This is a genomic window from Saccharopolyspora terrae (assembly GCF_004348435.1).
GTDB lineage: Bacteria > Actinomycetota > Actinomycetes > Mycobacteriales > Pseudonocardiaceae > Saccharopolyspora > Saccharopolyspora endophytica.
Genome location: NZ_SMKS01000022.1, coordinates 67,413 through 83,541 on the forward strand (window position 1 = coordinate 67,413; position 16,129 = coordinate 83,541).

A 16,129-nucleotide genomic window follows, 5' to 3' on the forward strand; every position below is an offset into this window, starting at 1 on the left:
GGCAGTCGCGATTCCACAACGGGCTTCTTCGCAGCGGACAGCGCCGGGGAATCCGGACTGCAGGTGTCTGGATTCCCTGCGACCGTCTCCGCTCGCAGGGAACGAGACATCGGGAAGGAAGCCATGGCAGCGGATCTGCGAGACAGGGTCGTGCTGGTCGCCGGGGCGACGCGGGGAGCCGGACGCGGGATCGCGGTGGAGCTCGGCGCGGCCGGCGCGACGGTGTACTGCACCGGGCGCACGACACGCACCCAGCGCTCGGACTACGACCGCCCGGAGACCATTGAGGACACCGCCGAGATGGTCACGCGCGCCGGCGGGACGGGCATCGCGGTCCGGGTCGACCACACCGTCCCGGACGAGGTCCGGGACCTGGTGCGCCGCGTGGAGTCCGAGCAGGGGCGGCTGGACGTCCTGGTCAACGACCTCGGCGGCGAGAACCTGCACGACTGGCACAGGCCGATCTGGGAGCAGGACCTGACCAGGGGGTTGCAGCGGCTGCGCACCGGCATCGAGGCGCACATGATCACCGCGCACTTCGCGCTGGCGCTGCTGAGCAGGCGTCCGGGCGGGCTGGTCGTGGAGCTCACCGACGGCACCGCCGAGGTGCACGAGCGCTTCTACCGCAGCGAGTGCGGCGCGTTCTTCGACGTCGCCAAGACCGCGATGCACCGGCTCGCCCGCGCGCAGGGCGAGGAGCTGGCGCCGCTGGGCGGCACCGCGGTGTCGCTGACGCCCGGCTGGCTGCGCTCGGAGATGATGCTGGAGCACTTCGAGGTCACCGAGGAGAACTGGCGCGAGTCCACCGTCGCCCCACCGGGTTTTGCGATCGCCGAATCCCCCGCCTACGTGGGCCGCGCGGTGGTGGCGCTGGCGGGCGACCCGGACGTGGCGCGCTGGAACACCCAGTCGCTGTCCAGCGGGTTCCTGGCCAAGGAGTACGGCTTCACCGACACCGACGGCTCGCAGCCGGACGCCTGGCGGTTCGTGCAGGAGGTCGAGTGGGCCGGCGGCGAGGGCGACGCGGCCGACTACCGGTAGAGCGCGGCGAAGCGCTCGGCGGCGCTCGCGAGGTCCTGGCGCAGCTCTTCCGGTGCCAGGACCTCGGCTTCCGGTCCCAGCGCGAGGATCTGGGAGAACGCGACCTGCAGCGATTCGGCCCGGAACGTGGTGCGGACCCAGCCGTGCTCGTCGGGTTCTCCGGCGGCGGCCTCGGCTTCGGCGGCGGCCGGGCCGTCGACGGTGCCGCGCAACCTGCGGAGCCCGGCGGAGCTGAGCCGGATCTCGACGTCGAGGGTGAGCAGCGAGCGGGAGAACTCCTCGGCGGTGCGGTCCCAGAACTCGGCGAGGTCGAAGGTCTCGTCGCGGACGAACTCCTCCCCCTCGCTGACCTCGCGGAACCGGTCGACGCGGTAGGTCCGGAACCGCCCGTCGCAGCGCGCGGCCAAGTACCAGACACCGGCTTTGAGGACGAGGCCGTGCGGTTCGAGTTCGCGCCGGACCAGGCGTTCACCGCGCTGGTAGCCGACGGTGATGCGCAGGTCGCGCCACACCGCGCGGCCGATTTCCGCCAGCAGTGCGGGCGTTTCGGCTTCGCGGAACCAGCGGGGAGCGTCGAGGTGGAACCGCTGCCCGACCCGCTGCGGCGCGTCCTGGAACGGTGGCGCCAGCGCCGCTGCGGCCTTCAGGCGGGCGGCCTCGACCGCCTCGCCCAGCCCCATGTCGATCGCGGCCCCGGGCACCCCGGAGAGGAACAGCGCCTCGGCCTCCTCGCGGTGCAGGCCGTTGAGCTTCGACCGGTAACCGCCGAGCAACCGGTACCCGCCGCCGCGCCCGCGCTCGGCGTAGACCGGCACCCCGGCCTCGGCCAGCGCCAGCACGTCGCGCGCCACGGTCCGCTCGGAGACCTCCAGCTCGCGCGCCAGCTCAGGCCCGTTCATCGACCCCCGGACCTGCAACAAGCACAACAACGACACCAACCGAGCCGCCCGCACGTCCACACCGTACGACCAATCCCCGACAACCCGAGGCAGAACGCGCCCCACCACCCGATCACGACGCCGCTTCGTGAACCCGGAACACCGCCGTAATCAGGCCCCCGATTACGGCCGTAATCAGGGTGGTGGGTCGGGGTCAGCGGAGGCGCGTGGTTGTGAGGGATTGAACGACCGGGCCTGCTGATAAGCGTATTGACTTCCACACGGTGTGGTGACCGGTGCTTCCTACCGCGTCTGGATGCAAGGGCTTCGCCTCGCCAGATCGCCTCGGTGGGTTCCTGCTTCGACGCGCTTCGCCACTCTGACAGGTGGTCTTACTTGCGCTCCACAGGCTGTCACCGCCAGTCCGGCGGCCGCTGCGACGTTCACAGCTGCGTTGATATCCCGGTCGAGCCACACCCCGCACGCCTTGCACTGCCAGATGCGTACGCGCAGCGGTTTGGGACCATCTTTGGACTCGCAGTTCGAGCAGGCCTGTGAAGTCGGTTCGAACCGGCCTATCCGGATGAACTTCCGCCCGTAGAGCGTTGCCTTGTACTCCAGCATCGCCGTGAACGACGACCACCCGGCATCAAGCACCGACTTCGCCAAGCGAGTACGCGCTAGCCCCGACACCGACAGGTCCTCCACTGCGATCGCTTGGTTCTCGCGAATCAGATGTGTGGAAAGCTGGTGGTGGAAGTCCCGGCGCGCGTCGGCAACGCGAGCATGCGCGCGCGCCAACTTGGTTCTGGCCTTCTCCCGATTCGCCGACCCCTTCTTCTTGCGTGTCAGATTCCGCTGAGCCCGCTTGAGCTTCTCCTCTGCCCTGCGCAGGATCCTCGGGGCATCGATCTTGGTGCCGTCGGACAACACGGCGAAGTGCTCCAGCCCCAGATCAACACCAATCTCTGGCGCCTCAACAGCGATCGGTTCGGGCTCGACGTCGACGACGAACGACGCGAAGTATCTCCCGCTCGCATCCTTGATCACGGTCACGCTCGACGGGGTGGAAGGCAGCAGGCGGGACAGCTTGATCGGCACAGAGCCGATCTTCTGCAATCGCAGTTTCCCACCGCGCGTGATCGAGAACTTCGCATTGGCAGTGAACCGGATCGACTGGCGTCGATCACGTCGACCCTTGAATCTCGGTGCCCCGGACTTGCGCCCCTTGCGCTTCCCGCTGATCGAGTCGAAGAAGTTGCTGTACGCCTGATCCGCGTCACGCAGGGCCTGTTGCAGCACCACGGACGACACGTCCCCCAGCCAGGACCGTGCTGAGGTTCTCTTCGCATCGGTGATCAGTCTCTTCGACAACTCCGCTGCGGAGGGGAACTTCTCCCCGGCTTCGTAAGCATCCCGACGGGCAGCGATGACGTCGTTGACTGCGTCACCCACTCCGGTTGCACTACGCAGGCCGATGAAGGACCCATACCCACGCCGAAGCCCGAGGGCTCAGGCGAAGTGGGGTGGGCCTCCGGTGAGGGCGCGTTGGGTGGCCTCGTCGTCGGCGTAGTAGTTCGGGCCCGGCGCTTCGGTGTCGTAGTAGCGGTGGAAGACCGGGGTCTGGGCGCCCGACATCGGCGGGACGATCCAGGACCAGTCGACCGGGCACTTGCGCCCCGCCGACTCCTCCTTCGCCAGGTGGGTGAGGAAGCGGTGCGACTCGGTGTGGTGATCGGTGATCGTCACGCCGGCCTGCTGGTAGGAGTGCAGGACGGCGCGGTTGAGCTCGACCAGCGCGCGGTCGCGCCACAGGGTGTCCTCGCGCGAGGTGTCCAGGCCCAAGCGCTCGGCGACGACCGGGACGAGGTTGTAGCGGTCGTTGTCGGCGAAGTTGCGGGCACCGATCTCGGTGCCCATGTACCAGCCGTTGAACGGCGCGGCCGGGTACGAGACGCCGCCGATGCTCAGCCGCATGTTGCTGATGACCGGAACCGCGTGCCAGCGCAGCCCGAGCTCCGCGAACCACGGCAGGTCGGGATGGGTCATCGGGACCTCGTGCACCGCGTCCGGAGGCAGCGCGAACATGTGCGCGCCCTCCTCGCGGGTCTCCACCACCAGCGGCAGCGGATCGAACCCCGTGCGGCGGGCCGGTGCTCGCCAGCCGAAACCGGTGACGGTCTCGGTGAACCGGGCGTAGCGCGGGTCGCCGAGCACCTTGCCGTCCTGGCCGCGGTAACCGGCGTAGCGGATGAGCTGCTCGTTCCAGATCCGCGGCGCGGGCCGCTGCGGGGTTTCCGGCGGGAAGACGCTGATCACCGGGCGGATCTTGCCGCCGTTGGTGGCCATCCGCAGGTGCTCGACGCAGTGCGCGGCCACGCCGGAGACGGTGTGCACGTCGCGCAGGTCGCGGACCTTCAGGCTGCGCCAGTACAACCGGCCGATGCAGCGTGCGCTGTTGCGCCAGGCGACCTTCGCGCCGTAGGAGAGCTCGTCGGGGGTGTGCCGGTAGGTGCCGGTCGTCTCGACCTCGTAGCGCATCCGCGCCAGCCGCTGCTGGATCGGGACCTCGACCTGGTTCTCGGCGTGGAACAGCCGCAGGAACTCCTCGGCCTCGGCGAGGTTGACCGCGGGCGCCCTGGGCGCGGGTGGCGGTGGGACGGGTCGTAATCGGCGGGTCCGCTCCGCCGCACCTGATCCCCCGGAGAAGACCGCCTCCGGCGCTTCACCACTCACCCTGAACACGCCGCCCACGTTAGCGCGACGGAAACGATCTTGAACCGGTGCCGGTCGGTGGCGGCCGTTCAGGCGACCGTCGGCAGCGCGGGTGTCGTAACGTCGTAAACCGTGCCGGGGCGGGTCAGCAGCGGCGGCAGGATCAGCGCTTTGCGCTGGGTGTCCTTCAACGAACCCCAGTCGACGGTGCGACCGCCGGTGAGCTCCAACCGCACGTCGCTCGGGCTGCGCGCCAGCACAGCAGTCACCTCACCCCGCACCGGGACCGGCAGCGCCACCAGCACCGACAGCGCGGCGCGGGTGGTGGGGTCGTCGGCGGCGGCCTTCGGCGCCCGCAGCTCCGGCACACCGGCGGGCGGTTCGGCGACCGTCTCGAACGGCACCCCGGCCACGTCGAGCACCCGGATCCCGTCGGTGGCGCGGAAGTACGCCGCCGGGGTCCGCTCGGTGACCTGGATGATCACCGTCGACGGCCAGTCCAGCACCGCCGTCGCGTCGGCGACCTTAGGCACGCCGCGCAGGTGCTCCCGGATCCGCTCCGGATCCACCCGCAGCATCGGCGTGCCCTCGGCGACCTCGGCGGCCTGGACCACCGCGTCGGAGGACAGACCGTCGTTGCCCTCCACGCGCACCGTCCGCACGCCCAGCAGCGGCGAGAAGTAGACGACCAGGAAACCGATGGTCGCCACCGCCAGCACGCCCGGCAGCAGGAAGCGCCGCCAGGCTGGAGCGGGCGGCGCGCTCCGGCGCACCGGACGGCGCCGCGCTCGCTCCGCCACGCTCCGGTCCGTCACCCGTGGTCCTCCCCGTTGCCGTTGCCGCCGGAAGCGAGGGCCCGGTCGAGCTCACCGAGGATCTCCGGGCCGAGCATCGTCACGTCGCCCGCGCCCATGGTCAGCACCAGGTCGCCGGGACGCACCAGGCCCGCGACGCGCGGACCCGCGTCGGTGAAGGACGGCTCGAAGTGCACGTTCTCGGCGGGCAGCGGGATCGCGTCGGAGATCAGCTTGCCCGTCACGCCCGGCTGCGGGTCCTCCCGCGCGCCGTAGACGTCGAGCACGACGACCTCGTCGGCCAGGCCCAGGGCCTCGGCGAACTCGGCGGCGAAGGTCGCGGTCCGGGAGAACAGGTGCGGCTGGAACACCACGACCAACCGGCCGGCACCGGCGACCGGGCGGGCCGCGCGCAGCTGCGCTGAGACCTCGGTCGGGTGGTGGGCGTAGTCGTCGTAGACGCGGACGCCGTTGACCCGGCCCTTGAACTCGAACCGGCGCCGCACGCCGCCGAACGCGGCCAGGCCTTCCAGCATCCCCTCCAGCGGGGCTCCGAGCTCCAGACCGGCCAGCAGGGCCGCGACGGCGTTGCCCGCCATGTGCTCACCAGGGACGGCGACCTGCACGTCGACCAGCTCGCCGGCCACCAGCTCCACCGACACCACGCCGACGCCCTGGGTGGCGCGGTAGCCGGCCAGCCGGGCGTCGCCGTCGGCGGTGGCGTTCGCGCCGTAGCGGCGGACCCGCACGCCGGCGGATTCCGCCTGCACCGCAAGGGCTTCCGCGCCGGGGTCGTCGGAGCAGGCGATGAGCACGCCGCCCGGTTCGATGCGGCCGATGAAGTCCTCGAAGACCTTGGTGTAGGCCTCGGCGGTGCCGTGGTGGTCCAGGTGGTCGGGTTCGACGTTGGTCACCACCGCCACCGACGGGGCGAACACCAGGAACGATCCGTCGCTCTCGTCGGCCTCGGCGACGAAGACCCCGCCGTCGCCGTGGTGCGCGTTGGCGCCGGACTCGTTGAGGTCGCCGCCGATGGCGAACGACGGGTCGATCCGGCAGTGCTGCAACGCCACGGTGAGCATCGAGGTCGTCGAGGTCTTGCCGTGCGTGCCCGCGACGCAGGCGACGCGGTGGTCGGACATCAGCCCGGCCAGCGCTTCGGCCCGCCGCAGCACGGTGATGCCGCGCTCCTGCGCGGCGACCAGCTCGGCGTTGTCCGGGCGGATCGCGGTGGAGACCACCACGGCCGTCGGCTCCTGGTCGAGCAGATCGAGGTTCTCGGCGTGGTGCCCGATCCCGATGCTCGCGCCCTGGGCGCGCAGCGCCATGACGGTGCGCGAGTCGCGCGCGTCGGAGCCGGAGACCTGGCGGCCGCGGGCGAGCAGGATGCGGGCGATGCCGCTCATCCCGGCCCCACCGATGCCCACCAGGTGAACCCGATCGAGCAGTCGGTCCATGTCGGCGGTCATTGACCCGCCACCTCCATCACGATGCGGGCGAGCACCTGGTCGGCCTCGCGGTGGCCGCTGCCCATGGTGGCCTGGCTCATCATCTGCAGCCGCTGGGCGTCCAGCGCCATCGGGATGATCTCGTCGATGACCCGCTGCGGCGTCAGCTCCGCGTCGGCGACCAGCCGGGCTCCCCCGGCGCTGACCACCGGCTGAGCGTTGAGCGCCTGCTCACCGTTGCCGTGCGGCAGCGGCACGAACACGGCGGGCAGGCCGACGGCGGAGACCTCGGCGACGGTCATCGCGCCGGACCGGCACACGACCATGTCGGCGGCGGCGTAGGCGAGGTCCATCTTCTCCAGGTACGGAACGGTCCGGTAGATCGGCGCGCCCATGACCTGCTGGATGGCGACGCTGTTCTTGGGTCCGTGCGCGTGCAGCACGCCGATGCCGGCGCGGCCGAGCGCCTGCGCGGCACCGGAGAAGGCCGTGTTGAGCGTCTGCGCGCCCTGCGAACCGCCGAAGACCAGGATGGTCGGGGCGTGCGGGTGCAGCCCGAAGTGCTGGCGGGCCTGCATCCGCAGCTTCCAGCGGTCCAGCCGGGTGATCGACTCGCGCAGCGGGATGCCGATGGCCTGGGCGCCGGGCAGGCCGCTGTCCGGCGTCGCCGCCAGCACGCGGGCGGCGAGCTTGGCGCCGACCTTGTTGGCCAGTCCGGCGCGGGCGTTGGCCTCGTGCACCACGATCGGCACCCGGCCGCGGGCGGCCAGGTAGGCGGGCAGCGAGACGTAGCCGCCGAAGCCGACGACGACCTGGGCGCCGACCTTGTCGAGCACGTCGCGGGTCTGGTGCACCGACTCGCGCACCTTCAGCGGCAGCTTGAGCAGGTCGGCGTTGGGCTTGCGCGGCATGGGCACCGGCGGGATCAGCTCCAGCGGATATCCGCGAGCCGGGACCAGCCGGTTCTCCAGGCCTCGTTCGGTGCCCAACGCGGTGATCTGGGCGTCGGGGCGGACGCGTCGTACCGCGTCGGCCAGCGCCAGGGCCGGTTCGATGTGCCCCGCGGTGCCGCCTCCGGCGACCACCACCGACAGCCGGCGCATGCCCATCGCAGCGCCCTGCGGTTCGCCCAGGCGCTGGATGCGGACCGTCTGGTCCCCGCTCAACGGTGTCCTCCTCGTGTCTGAGCCCGGGATCCGGGCCCGCTGCGCGCACCACGTGCGCGGGGTTCTGCTCCGCTCCGGCGCGTTCCGGATGCGCCCGAGCTCTTGGCGCCGGGCCGGGTCCGGGGAACGGGCCGGGAAGTCTTACGCCTCGCCGGCGGACGGTAGGGCGTCGGGGTGGGCAGTCGCAGCAGCTTGCCGACCCGCCCCGGTCCCAGAGACCGTAGCGCGGCGATGGCTTCGGGTTCGTGCCGGGCGAAGTTCGCGAGCAGCCCGAACACCAGCATGCTGGTCACCACCGAGGACCCGCCCGAGGAGATCAGCGGCAGCGGCAGGCCGGTAGTGGGCAGCAGGCCGACCACGTAGCCGATGTTGATCACGGCCTGGCCGACCAGCCAGGTGGTCAGGGTCGCCGCGACCAGCCGGATGAACGGGTCGGTGTTGCGGAAGGCGATGCGCATGCCCACGTAGGCCGTGGTGGCGTACAGCATCAGCACTATGGCGCAGCCGATGAACCCGAGCTCCTCGCCGATGACCGCGAAGATGTAGTCGTTGTGCACGTTGGGCAGGTACTGCCACTTCGACCAGCCCTGACCGAGGCCGCGACCCATCAGCCCGCCGTCGGCCAGCGCGAACAGCGCCTGCATGGCCTGGTAGCCGTTGCCGGAGGGGTCCGACGCCGGGTCGAGGAAGGACGTCAGCCGCGCCATCCGGTACTCGGCGATCATGGCCAGCACGATGCCGCCGGTGACCGCGCCCAGCGCCATCACGAGGAACAGCCTCAGCGGCGCTCCGGCGAACCACAGCAGCGCCAGCAGCACGACGAACAGCGTGATCGTCGAGCCGAGGTCGGGCTGCATCATCACGAGCGTGAACATCAGCAGCGCGGCGGGCACCACGGGCACCAGCAGGTGGCGGTACTGGGTCATCAGGCCGCGCTTGGTGACCAGCACGTGCGCGCCCCAGAGCGCGAAGGCGATCTTGGCGAACTCGACGGGCTGGAACGACACGCCGGCGACGAAGAACCAGCTGCGGGCGCCGTTGAGCTCGGTGCCCACGCCGGGGATCAGCACGAGCACCAGCAGCCCGAGGCAGACGGCGAGGATGCCGAGGCTGTAGCGGCGCAGCAGGCGCACCGGGGCGCGCAGCGCGATGTAGAACAGCACGAGCCCGGCGCCGCAGTACATGACCTGCTTGACGAACACGCTGTAGGACGAGCCGTCCTTGTTGAACGAGTCGACGCTGGACGCCGAGAGCACCATCACCAGTCCGAACACCGTGAGCAGGCCGAAGACGGCCAGCAGCAGGTGGAACGAGGCCAGCGGGCGGGTCAGCCAGGCGGTCAGCGTGGACAGCACCGTCACCCCGGCTCGCCTGCGGGGGTCTCGCGCGGCAGCGCTCTTCGTCGCAGCGGTGGTCACCGGATCACCCGCCGCGCGTCGTCGCCGCCGGGGTTTCGGACAGCACGTCGCGCACCGCGTCGGCGAAAGCCCTGCCGCGGTGGGCGTAGTCGGTGAACATGTCCATCGACGCTGCCGCGGGTGCGAGCAGCACCACCGAGCCGGGCCGCGCGCTGTCGTGCGCCAGGCGAACCGCTTCCAGCATGCCCGCATCGTCCCCCGATGCGACCTCGTGCACGGGCACATCCGGGGCGTGTCGGCCGAGTGCGGCGGAGAACTCGCCCCGGTCGCGGCCGATCAGCACCGCGGTCGCGAGCCGTCCGGCGTTGACGCGGACCAGCTCGTCGACGTCGGCGCCCTTGAGCAGGCCGCCCGCGATCCACACGACGGAGTCGTGGGCGCGCAGGGCGGCGTCGGCGGCATGCGGGTTGGTGGCCTTGGAGTCGTCCACATAGGACACGCCGTCGGCTTCGGCGATGAGCACCGAGCGGTGCGCTCCGGGCTCGAAGTCGCGCAGGCCCGCCGCGACGGCCGCCGGTTCGACGCCGTGCGCGCGGGCCAGCGCCGCCGCGGCCAGCGCGTTCGCCACGTTGTGCGGGCCCGCCGGGCGGATCTCGGACAGCAGGGCGAGCTCCACGTCCTCACCGAAAGCGCGGTCGACCAGCCGGTCTTCGTCGACGCCGAGCTGACCGGCCTGCGGGACGCCGAGGGTGAACGACACGCGCCGGTCCCCGGCGGCCTCCACGAGGCGGGTGGACCACTCGTCGTCGGCGTTGAACACCGCGACGTCGTTGCCCGCGAACACCTTCGCCTTCGCCTCGCCGTAGGACTCCAGCGAGCCGTGCCAGTCGAGGTGGTCGTCGGCGAGGTTGAGCACCGCACCGGCCTTCGGGCGCAGCGCCCGCTGCCAGTGCAGCTGGAAGCTGGAGAGCTCCACCGCCAGCACCCGGTGCCCCGCGCGGACCGCGTCCACCACGGGCAGCCCCACGTTCCCGCAGGCCACGACGTCGGCGCCGGCGGCGCGCAGGATCGACTCCAGCATGCTCACCGTGGTCGTCTTGCCGTTCGTGCCGGTCACCGCGAGCCACGTCGCGGGGCCCTCGGGCCGCTCCTGGTCCAGCCACCAGGCGAGCTCGACCTCACCGATCACCTCGATCCCGGCCGCGGCGGCCGCGGCGGGCAGCGGCGCGTCGGGACGCCAGCCGGGGCTGGTGACGACCAGGTCGGTGCCCTCCGGAGGGGTGTTGAGCCCGGGAACGAGCTGCGCGCCCTGCGATTCCAGCGAGGCGAGCGCGGCGAGCCGGTCGGCCGAGCCGTCGGTGACCGTCACCTCGGCGCCCGCCGCCAGCAGCGCCTCCGCCGCCGACCGCCCGGACACCCCGGCACCGGCGACCAGCACCCGCAACCCTCGGTACCGGCTGTCAGCCACTGCGCCTCCTTCAATCGGTCTTCAACGGCGAAGCCGTTAGCCCACCTGAGCAACCCGCACCGCCGCGGGTTCTGACACGTCGTCTGGCGAGGACGCCGGGACGCCGTGTATTGGCATACATCAGGAGCGGCGCCCGGAGTCCAGACGGCGTGTCAGGTTCCGCTACCTGCACCGCTACGCAGAACGATCAGGTCCTCTTTCCATTCCTACCTGGCCAGGGCCAGCCAGTCGGCGTAGAAGAGCCCTACGCCGAACATGCAGCTGATGCCCGCCAGCACCCAGAACCGGATGATGACCGTGGTCTCGGCCCAGCCCGCCAGCTCGAAGTGGTGGTGGAACGGGGCCATCCGGAACAGGCGTCGCCGCGTCGTGCGGAACACCACGATCTGCAGCACCACCGACAGCGCCTCGACGACGAACACGCCACCGATGATGATCATCAGCAGTTCGGTGCGGGTCGCCATCGACAGGCCCGCCAGCAGACCGCCCAGCGCCAGCGAGCCGGTGTCACCCATGAAGATCTTCGCGGGCGCGGCGTTCCACCACAGGAACCCGACGCAAGCGGCCATCGCCGCTGCCGCGACGACCGCGATGTCCAGCGGGTCGCGCACGGTGTAGCAGCCCGGGGCCGGGCCAGCGCCGAAGCAGTCGTTGCGCAGCTGCCAGAACGCGATGAGCACGTAGGTCGCCAGCACCATCGCCGCCGTGCCACCGGCCAGGCCGTCCATGCCGTCGGTGAAGTTGACCGCGTTGGACCAGCCGCTGATCGCGATGTAGGCGAAGATCACGAACCCGACCGCGCCGAACGAGATCACCGTGATGTCCCGCAGGAACGACAGGTCCACCGACGCCGGGGTGACGTCGTTCTGGTTCGGGAACTGGATCGCCAGGATCGCGAACAGCACCGAGGCGACCAGCTGGCCGACGAGCTTCGCGGTCTTGTTCAGACCGAGGTTGCGCTGCTTGCGGATCTTGATGAAGTCGTCGAGGAACCCGACGATGCCCAGCGCCGTGGTCAGCCCCAGCACCAGCAGCCCGGTGGCGGTGGGCGGCTCGCCCATCACCAGGTGCGTGACCAGGTAGCCGCACCACATCGCGACCAGGATGGCCATGCCGCCCATCGTCGGCGTGCCGCGCTTGGCGGCGTGCTGGCCCTGCACCTCTTCGCGGATCTCCTGTCCGAAGCCCTGCCGGGAGAACACCCGGATCAGGTAGGGCGTGAACAGGATCGAGACCACCAGCGCCACCGCGGCGGAAATCAGAATCGGCTTCACTGCTGCTGCTCTCCATTACCGCCATCGGCGAACAAGGCTTCCGCGACTCGCCACAGCCCGGCCGAGTTGGACGCCTTGGTCAAGACCACATCACCCGGACGCAGCTCGGCGCGCAGGAGCGCGACGGCCTCGTCGATGTCCGCAACGAGCACCGATTCCTCTCCCCACGACCCTTCCAGCGATGCGGCCTGGTGCATCGCCTGGGCCTGTTCGCCGACCACCACGAGCCGGTCGATGTTCAGCCGGACGGCCAGCCGCCCGATCTCGTCATGCGCCTCCACGTCGGCGTCGCCGAGCTCGGCCATCGGCCCGAGCACGGCCCACGCCCGCGCGGGGCGGCCCCTGGTCATCGCGGCCAGCGTCTTCAGCGCGGCGCGCACCGACTCGGGGTTGGCGTTGTAGGCGTCGTTGACCACGGTGACGCCGCTGGGAGTCTCGGCGACCTCCATGCGGCGCGCGGAGACCCGCTGGATCGAGCCCAGCCGCTCAGCGACCTGCGGCAGCGTCGCGCCCAGCTCCAGCGCCACGGCGGCGGCCGACAGGGCGTTGCCGACGTGGTGCTCGCCGAACAGCGGCAGCGTCACGCGCTCCTTGCCGGCCTCGGTGACCAGCGTGAACGTCGGTCGCGCGAGCTCGTCGACCTCGACGTCCTCGGCGCGCACGTGCGCGTTCGGGGACTCGCCGACGAAGACCACCCGCGCCCGGGTGCGCTCGGCCATCGCCGCGACCAGCGGGTCGTCGGCGTTGAGCACCGCGACCCCGTCGGCGGGCAGCGACTCGACGAGCTCGCCCTTGGCCTGCGCGACCGCCTCCTGCGAGCCGAACTCGCCGAGGTGCGCGTGGCCGACGTTGAGGACCACGCCGATGCGCGGCGGAGCGACCTCGCAGAGGTTCGCGATGTGGCCGACACCGCGGGCCGACAGCTCCAGCACCAGGTGCCGGGTCTGCTCGTCGGCGCGCAGCACCGTCCACGGGTGCCCGAGCTCGTTGTTGAACGAGCCGGGCGGCGCGACCGTCGGCCCCATCGGGGCCAGCAGCTGCGCGATCAGGTCCTTGGTGGACGTCTTGCCGGACGAACCGGTCACGCCGACGACGGCGAGCTCCGGCAGCCGGTCCACGACGTGGCGGGCCAGCTTCGCCAACCCGGCCAGCACGGCCGCTCCGGTGCCGTCGGTGTCGCCGGCCAGCGCCATGGCGCTGGAGCGCTCCTCGACCGGCACCGTCGGCACCAGCACTGCGGGGGCGTCCACCTCGCGCGCGGCGAGCACGCCGATCGCGCCGTCGGTGATGGCCTGCGCGGCGAAGTCGTGCCCGTCGACGCGTTCTCCCGGCACGGCCACGAAAAGCCCGCCGTCGGTGATCTTGCGCGAGTCGAACTCGACCCCGGCGCTGACGATCTCCGAACCTTCCGCACGGTGAAGCCTGCCGTCCACCGCCGAAGCGATGTCAGCAAGGCTGAGCCGGATCAACCTGCCTCCTCGGTGTTCTTGCGGGACATCCGCGTCCGGCAGGCCGGGCTGCCACCCGGCCTCCTGATCTGCTGCTACGCCAGCGCCTCGGCGCTCACGCGCCCGCTGTCGTGTCCCGCCCCCGACGATCTTGGGTTTCTTCGTTGTGGCCAAGCCTATGGCGCAGCGCGGCGGCCAACTCCTCCCGGTCCGAGAAGGGGTGCACCACGCCCGCCACATCCTGTCCTGTCTCGTGGCCCTTGCCCGCGACGACCACGATGTCGCCGGGCTTGGCACGTTCGACCGCCGCGACGATGGCCGCTCGGCGGTCGCCGATCTCGATCACCTCACCACGCTCGCCGGTGGGGACCTCCTGGGCCCCCGCCAGCATCGCGGCCCGGATGTCGGCCGGGTCCTCGCTCCGCGGATTGTCGTCGGTGACGATCAGCAGTTCCGACCGCCGTGCGGCGGCCTCGCCCATCAGCGGGCGCTTGGCGGTGTCCCGGTCGCCTCCGCAGCCGAGCACGACGACGACATCACCGTCGACCTGCGCTCGCGCGGCGTCCAGCACGGCCGAAACCGCACCGGGTTTGTGCGAGTAGTCCACCACAGCGGTGAAGTCCTGCCCGAGCGCGACACGCTCCATCCGGCCGGGCACGTCGACCTCGGCGAGCCCCTTCTCGATCGCGGCCAGCGGCACCCCGGCGGCGTGCAGCACACCGATCGCCAGCAGCGCGTTCGCGACGTTGAACGGGCCCGGCAGGCGCAGCCGGATCGGCATCTCGACACCGCCGGGACCGTGCGCGGTGAAGGTCTGCTCGCCGGTCGGGTAGGCGGTGACGTCGGTGGCGGTCCAGTCGGCGTCGGCGCTCTCGGTGGAGACCGTGACCGTGCCGGAGGTGACCAGCCTGCGACCCCAGTCGCCGTCCACGCAGACCACCTCGTGGTCGGCGCGACCGTCGAACAGCAGCGCCTTGGCCTGGAAGTAGTCCTCCAGGTCGCGGTGGAAGTCCAGGTGGTCCTGGGAGAGGTTGGTGAAGGCTCCGACGGCGAAGCGGGTGCCCGACACGCGACCCATGGCCAGCGCGTGGCTGGAGACCTCCATGGCGACCGTGGTCACGTCGTGCTCGACCATCACCGCCAGCAGCGCCTGCAGGTCGGGGGCCTCGGGCGTGGTGAACGCGCTGTCCAGGCGCTCACCGGCGATCCGCGTCTCCACGGTGCCGATCTGGCCGGTGGTGAGGCCCGCGGCGTTGAGCGCGGATTCCAGCAGGTAGCTGGTGGTCGTCTTGCCGGAGGTGCCGGTGACGCCGAGGATCTTGAGCTTGCTGGACGGGTCTCCGTAGATCAGCGCCGACGCCCTGCCGAGGACGCCGCGCGGGTCGTCGTGCTCCAGCAGCACCACGCGTCCCTCGCGGACCGCGGGATGCTCGGTCAGGTTCGCGCGGAGGATTCCGTCGGCGTCGGTGAGCACCGCGTGCGCGCCCGCGTCGAGCGCCTGCTCGGCGAAGTCGGCGCCGTGCACGCGGATGCCGGGTAGGGCGGCGAAGAGGTCGCCGGGACGCACGTGTTGGGCGCGCAGTGTGGCACCGGTGACGGCCGCTTCGAAGGCGGGCTGACCAGGTACGCGCACCACGCGCGCGCCGATTTCATCGGCGAGCTTGTTGATCTGCACCGGCTCGACGCGGGTGGGTCGAGGCGGGGCAGTCGCGACCGCGGAAGGCACGTCGCGCAAGGCTACCGGTACCACCGTCGGCCGCATCCCCATGGTCGCCCACCCGTTCGGCCGCACGACCGTTGCGCCGAACCGAGCAGTGCCGCTCCGGGCGTTGCGCGGTTCGGGGCGCGCGTTTCGACGCCCCGTGCACGCCCGTTCCGAAGCGTGACGGACGCGGGGTGGGTTGTCCGTTTTCACGGGGAGCGGGCGCCGTGGCGAGAAGTCGACGAACCCCTGGCTCACGACATTCCGGACCTATAACGTTCCGATGCCCGTTGGAGATTCACCAGTCTCTGGAGGAAGTCGTGAGAAACCATCGCCCCGGCCGCGTCGCCGCCACCGGTCTCGCCGCCGCCCTGATCCTCGCTCCCCTGACCGCCCAGGCCGCCTTGGCCACGCCCGCGCCGGCCGCCGCACCGGCCGCCATGGCACCGGCCGCCGTCACCCCGTTCGACGCCGGAGACGGCACCGCCCAGGGCGCCGTCGAGTGGTTCGAGGCCCGCGCGGGAGACACCTCCTACGAGGGCATGTGCGAGATGGCCGCCGAGAACGCCTGGGGCGTCACCGGCGTCTGGCCCTCCGCCATCGACCACTGGAACGGCGCGGTCGCCGCGGGCAAGGCCCACACCGACGGCTCCACTCCCCCGGCCGGTGCCTTCGTCTACTGGAACATCAGCGAGTACGGCCACGTCGGCATCGCCGACGGCAACGGCGGCTTCCACAGCAGCAGCGTCAACGGCGCCATCGGCCACGCCGACAGCACCTCCTACTTCGCCAACTACCTCGGCTGGAGCGACCCCCAGGTCCCCGCCGGCCTCTGAC

General features: G+C 71.3%; 13 protein-coding genes. 2 read left to right on the plus strand and 11 right to left on the minus strand.

Annotated features, from left to right (window positions below):
• Window positions 1-123: 123 nt before the first annotated feature.
• Entirely contained in the window at window positions 124-1,041 is a 918-nt protein-coding gene (locus tag E1181_RS14855; protein WP_132675140.1) for an SDR family oxidoreductase, read from the plus strand.
• Here E1181_RS14855 and E1181_RS14860 read toward each other — a convergent pair.
• The 11 genes from E1181_RS14860 to E1181_RS14910 form a co-directional block, all read right to left on the minus strand.
• On the minus strand, window positions 1,032-2,048 hold the full coding sequence (locus E1181_RS14860; protein ID WP_328590888.1) for a transcriptional regulator: 1,017 nt from the start codon (window positions 2,046-2,048) through the stop codon (window positions 1,032-1,034). The two genes, E1181_RS14855 and E1181_RS14860, sit on opposite strands and share 10 nt — an antisense overlap.
• A 174-nt stretch (window positions 2,049-2,222) precedes the next feature.
• Window positions 2,223-3,374: an RNA-guided endonuclease InsQ/TnpB family protein gene (locus E1181_RS14865; RefSeq protein WP_132675144.1), complete on the minus strand. Its 1,152-nt coding sequence runs from the start codon at window positions 3,372-3,374 to the stop codon at window positions 2,223-2,225.
• A gap of 57 nt (window positions 3,375-3,431) precedes the next feature.
• Window positions 3,432-4,664 carry a nitric oxide synthase oxygenase gene (locus E1181_RS14870; protein ID WP_235876780.1) on the minus strand — a complete coding sequence of 411 codons (1,233 nt, stop codon included), beginning with the start codon at window positions 4,662-4,664 and terminating at the stop codon, window positions 3,432-3,434.
• Between the two features lie 59 nt (window positions 4,665-4,723).
• Window positions 4,724-5,449: a cell division protein FtsQ/DivIB gene (locus tag E1181_RS14875; RefSeq protein ID WP_235876781.1), complete on the minus strand. Its 726-nt coding sequence runs from the start codon at window positions 5,447-5,449 to the stop codon at window positions 4,724-4,726.
• Window positions 5,446-6,897 (minus strand): UDP-N-acetylmuramate--L-alanine ligase, encoded by a 1,452-nt coding sequence (gene murC, locus E1181_RS14880; protein ID WP_132675146.1) that lies wholly within the window; start codon window positions 6,895-6,897, stop codon window positions 5,446-5,448. Before murC ends, E1181_RS14875 begins: the two co-directional genes overlap by 4 nt.
• Window positions 6,894-7,985, minus strand: coding sequence for an undecaprenyldiphospho-muramoylpentapeptide beta-N-acetylglucosaminyltransferase (murG, locus tag E1181_RS14885; protein WP_132675178.1), 1,092 nt, complete (start codon window positions 7,983-7,985; stop codon window positions 6,894-6,896). The genes murC and murG overlap by 4 nt, the downstream gene beginning before the upstream one ends.
• A gap of 53 nt (window positions 7,986-8,038) precedes the next feature.
• Window positions 8,039-9,460 (minus strand): putative lipid II flippase FtsW, encoded by a 1,422-nt coding sequence (gene ftsW / locus E1181_RS14890; protein ID WP_132675148.1) that lies wholly within the window; start codon window positions 9,458-9,460, stop codon window positions 8,039-8,041.
• A 4-nt stretch (window positions 9,461-9,464) separates the two neighbouring features.
• Window positions 9,465-10,868, minus strand: coding sequence for a UDP-N-acetylmuramoyl-L-alanine--D-glutamate ligase (gene murD, locus E1181_RS14895; RefSeq protein WP_132675150.1), 1,404 nt, complete (start codon window positions 10,866-10,868; stop codon window positions 9,465-9,467).
• A 206-nt stretch (window positions 10,869-11,074) separates the two neighbouring features.
• A complete protein-coding gene (gene mraY / locus E1181_RS14900) occupies window positions 11,075-12,142 on the minus strand; it encodes a phospho-N-acetylmuramoyl-pentapeptide-transferase (RefSeq protein ID WP_132675152.1) in 1,068 nt (355 codons plus the stop codon).
• The gene (locus E1181_RS14905) at window positions 12,139-13,611 is read right to left on the minus strand and encodes a UDP-N-acetylmuramoyl-tripeptide--D-alanyl-D-alanine ligase (protein WP_132675154.1); all 1,473 of its coding nucleotides are present in this window, start codon (window positions 13,609-13,611) and stop codon (window positions 12,139-12,141) included. The genes mraY and E1181_RS14905 overlap by 4 nt, the downstream gene beginning before the upstream one ends.
• Window positions 13,612-13,705: 94 nt before the next feature.
• Window positions 13,706-15,352, minus strand: a complete 1,647-nt coding sequence (locus E1181_RS14910; RefSeq protein WP_132675180.1) for a UDP-N-acetylmuramoyl-L-alanyl-D-glutamate--2,6-diaminopimelate ligase — start codon at window positions 15,350-15,352, stop codon at window positions 13,706-13,708.
• A gap of 260 nt (window positions 15,353-15,612) precedes the next feature.
• On the opposite strand from E1181_RS14910, the gene E1181_RS14915 reads away from it, so the two are divergent.
• On the plus strand, window positions 15,613-16,128 hold the full coding sequence (locus tag E1181_RS14915; protein WP_235876783.1) for a CHAP domain-containing protein: 516 nt from the start codon (window positions 15,613-15,615) through the stop codon (window positions 16,126-16,128).
• The last annotated feature ends 1 nt before the right edge of the window (window position 16,129 follow it).

Bases quoted from the DNA above. Each gene is read 5' to 3' on its own strand.
- murG (WP_132675178.1), bottom strand. From the start codon at position 7,985: ATGGGCATGCGCCGGCTGTCGGTGGTGGTCGCCGGAGGCGGCACCGCG.
- murC (WP_132675146.1), bottom strand. From the start codon at position 6,897: ATGACCGCCGACATGGACCGACTGCTCGATCGGGTTCACCTGGTGGGC.
- E1181_RS14855 (WP_132675140.1), top strand. From the start codon at position 124: ATGGCAGCGGATCTGCGAGACAGGGTCGTGCTGGTCGCCGGGGCGACG.
- E1181_RS14910 (WP_132675180.1), bottom strand. From the start codon at position 15,352: ATGCGGCCGACGGTGGTACCGGTAGCCTTGCGCGACGTGCCTTCCGCG.